Raw genomic sequence first — 3,206 nt, 5'->3', positions numbered from 1 at the left:
TAAACATCGGAACCATCGGTCACATCGACCACGGCAAGACGACGTTGACCGCAGCAATCACCAAGGTGCAGCACGACAAGTATCCGGACCTGAACCCCTTCACGCCGTTCTACGAGATCGACAAGGCACCGGAGGAGCGTCAGCGCGGTATCACCATCTCGTTCGCGCAAGTCGAGTACCTGACCGAGAAGCTCCACTACGCGCACGTCGACTTACCGGGTCACGCGGACTACATCAAGAACATGATCACGGGTGCCGCGCAGATGGACGGCGCGATCCTCGTGGTCGCGGCCACCGACGGCCCGATGCCGCAGACCCGCGAGCACGTTCTGCTGGCCCGCCAGGTCGGCGTTCCCTACATCGTCGTGGCGCTCAACAAGGCCGACATGGTCGACGACGAGGAGATCCTCGAGCTCGTCGAGATGGAGGTCCGCGAGCTCCTGTCGAGCTACGAGTTCCCCGGTGACGACGTCCCCGTCGTCAAGGTCTCGGCGCTCAAGGCGCTCGAGGGCGACCCGGAGTGGGGCCAGACGGTCCTCGACCTCATGGACGCCGTCGACGAGAACATCCCCGAGCCCGAGCGCGACATCGACAAGCCGTTCCTCATGCCGATCGAGGACGTCTTCACGATCACCGGTCGTGGCACGGTCGTCACCGGTCGTATCGAGCGCGGCATCCTCAAGGTCAACGAGGAGGTCGAGATCGTCGGTATCCACGAGGGCCCGGCCGCCAAGACCACCGTCACCGGCGTCGAGATGTTCCGCAAGCTCCTCGATGAGGGCCGCGCGGGTGAGAACGTCGGCCTCCTCCTCCGTGGCACCAAGCGCGAGGACGTCGAGCGTGGCCAGGTTGTCGTCAAGCCCGGCTCGATCACCCCGCACACGGAGTTCGAGGGTCAGGTCTACATCCTGTCCAAGGACGAGGGCGGCCGTCACACGCCGTTCTACGACAACTACCGTCCGCAGTTCTACTTCCGGACCACGGACGTGACGGGTGTCGTCCACCTGCCCGAGGGCACCGAGATGGTCATGCCCGGTGACAACACCGACATGCGCGTCGAGCTCATCCAGCCGATCGCCATGGAGGAGGGCCTCAAGTTCGCGATCCGCGAGGGTGGCCGCACCGTGGGCGCCGGCCGCGTCACCAAGATCCTCAAGTGACCTGGTGACTCGTCGCCGCTGACTTGTCAGCAACTGCAGAGGGCCCGGCCCGCTTCCGCGGACCGGGCCCTCTCGCATTCCCGGGCGCCCGGTAGGGTCTGGGCTCGTGGCGCACTCCTTCGACACCGAGACCGAGGCGCAGGGGCTCATCGACTTCGTCGACGCGTCCCCGACGCCGTTCCACGCGTGCGAGCAGGCGGTCGCGCGGCTGCGCGAGGCGGGCTTCGCCGAGGTCGCCGAGACGGACCCCTTCCCGACCGAGCCGGGTGCGCATTTCCTCGTGCGGGGCGGTTCGCTCATCGCGTGGGACAACCGCGGGGCGTATGCCGCTGGCTTCGGTCCCGCCGCCGGCTTCCGCATCGTCGGGGCACACACGGACAGCCCGAACCTGCGCATCAAGCCGCGGCCGGACCACGTCCGCGCCGGCTGGCAGCTGCTCGGCGTCGAGCCCTACGGCGGCCTGCTGCTCAACTCCTGGCTCGACCGTGACCTCGGCCTCGCCGGGCGGGTTGCCGTCCGAGGCGGTGCTGGCGTCGAGAGCCGGCTCTTCCACGACCCGCGCTCCCTGCTGCGCGTGCCGCAGCTGGCCATCCACCTGGACCGGAGCGTCCACGACAAGCTCGAGCTCAACAAGCAGTTCCACATGGAGCCGGTGTGGGGCGTCGGTGACGTGCCGGCGGACTTCCGCGGCTACGTCGGCGAGCAGGTCGACGCCGACCCCGGCGAGGTTCTCGGCTGGGACGTGATGACCTACCCGACCGAGCCGTCCGGTCGGCTCGGGGCGCGCCGCGAGCTCCTCGCGGCGCCGCGCCTCGACAACCTCGCCACCTCGTATGCCGCTGTCCGCGCGCTCGTCGACGCGGCCGGGCGTCAGCCGGAGCGCGTGCCCGTCGTCGTCCTCTTCGACCACGAGGAGATCGGCAGCACCTCCGAGCGTGGCGCGATGTCGACCCTCCTGCCGTCGGTGCTCGAGCGGCTCGTCCTGGCCGGGGGAGGGACCCGCGAGGACTACTGGCGGGCCCTGGCCGCGACGGTCATCGCGTCGGGCGACATGGCGCACGCGACCCACCCGAACTACGCCGAGCGCCACGAGCCCGAGCACCAGATCGCGATCAACGGGGGGCCGGTCCTCAAGATCAACACGAACCTGCGCTACGCGACGGACTCGCGGGGCGAGGCCGCCTTCCGGCTGGCCTGCGAACAGGCCGAGGTGCCGGTGCAGACCTTCGTCACGCGCAGCGACCTGCCCTGCGGCTCGACCGTCGGGCCGACGACCGCCGCGCTCACCGGGGCGACCACCGTCGACTTCGGTGCACCGATGCTCTCGATGCACAGTGCTCGGGAGCTGTGCGGGGCGGAGGATCCGGCGATGTATGCCGCCGCCCTCGCGGCCTTCCTTGCCCCGGCCGACTGATCCGCGGCCCGAGACGGGGTGGGGCAGTGGACGGCCAGGATCCGCAGAGGGGCCCGATTTGCTCGTCTCCCGGGGCAACTGGCACACTAGAGCGGTTGCTTGACGCGCGTCGCTGACCCATGTCGGTGGCGCCGCCCCTTGTAGAGCCTCCTGACGGGGACTCGACCGGACTCCAGGTGGAGGCCCGAGGGAAGCGCAAGCCAACCCGGTTCGGCCGGGCAATCCACACCGAGATGTGAGCGCGAGCGCACGTCTCGCCGCGAAACGGGCGCGACACGCCCGACCTCGGGGGTCGGAGAGCCAAGGGAACCGGTCAGACAGTACGGCGAGAGAGAGACGTAACGGAGATGGCGGGACAGAAGATCCGCATCCGCTTGAAGTCGTATGACCACGAGGTCATCGACAACTCGGCGCGCAAGATCGTCGACACGGTGACCCGCGCGGGCGCGACGGTGGTTGGCCCCGTTCCGCTGCCGACGGAGAAGAACGTCTTCGTCGTCATCCGGTCGCCCCACAAGTACAAGGACAGCCGCGAGCACTTCGAGATGCGCACGCACAAGCGCCTCATCGACATCATCGACCCGACGCCCAAGGCCGTCGACTCGCTGATGCGTCTCGACCTGCCGGCGGAC

General features: G+C 68.9%; 3 protein-coding genes. All 3 read left to right on the top strand.

All coding sequences use genetic code 11. From position 1 onward, the window contains the following. Nucleotides 1-1,160: elongation factor Tu (gene tuf, locus ACTHJJ_RS18375; RefSeq protein ID WP_440304394.1), on the top strand; the 1,160-nt coding region annotated here is incomplete at its 5' end. Between the two features lie 106 nt (nt 1,161-1,266). Further along, nucleotides 1,267-2,574 (top strand): M18 family aminopeptidase, encoded by a 1,308-nt coding sequence (locus tag ACTHJJ_RS18370; RefSeq protein WP_440304393.1) that lies wholly within the window; start codon nt 1,267-1,269, stop codon nt 2,572-2,574. Between the two features lie 347 nt (nt 2,575-2,921). Further along, a partial coding sequence (rpsJ, locus tag ACTHJJ_RS18365; RefSeq protein ID WP_440304392.1) for a 30S ribosomal protein S10 occupies nt 2,922-3,206 on the top strand: 285 nt, incomplete at its 3' end.

Source organism: Intrasporangium sp. (assembly GCF_051961875.1).
Classification (GTDB): Bacteria; Actinomycetota; Actinomycetes; order Actinomycetales; family Dermatophilaceae; genus Intrasporangium_A.
This window is presented reverse-complemented; position numbering and strand designations above follow the sequence as displayed.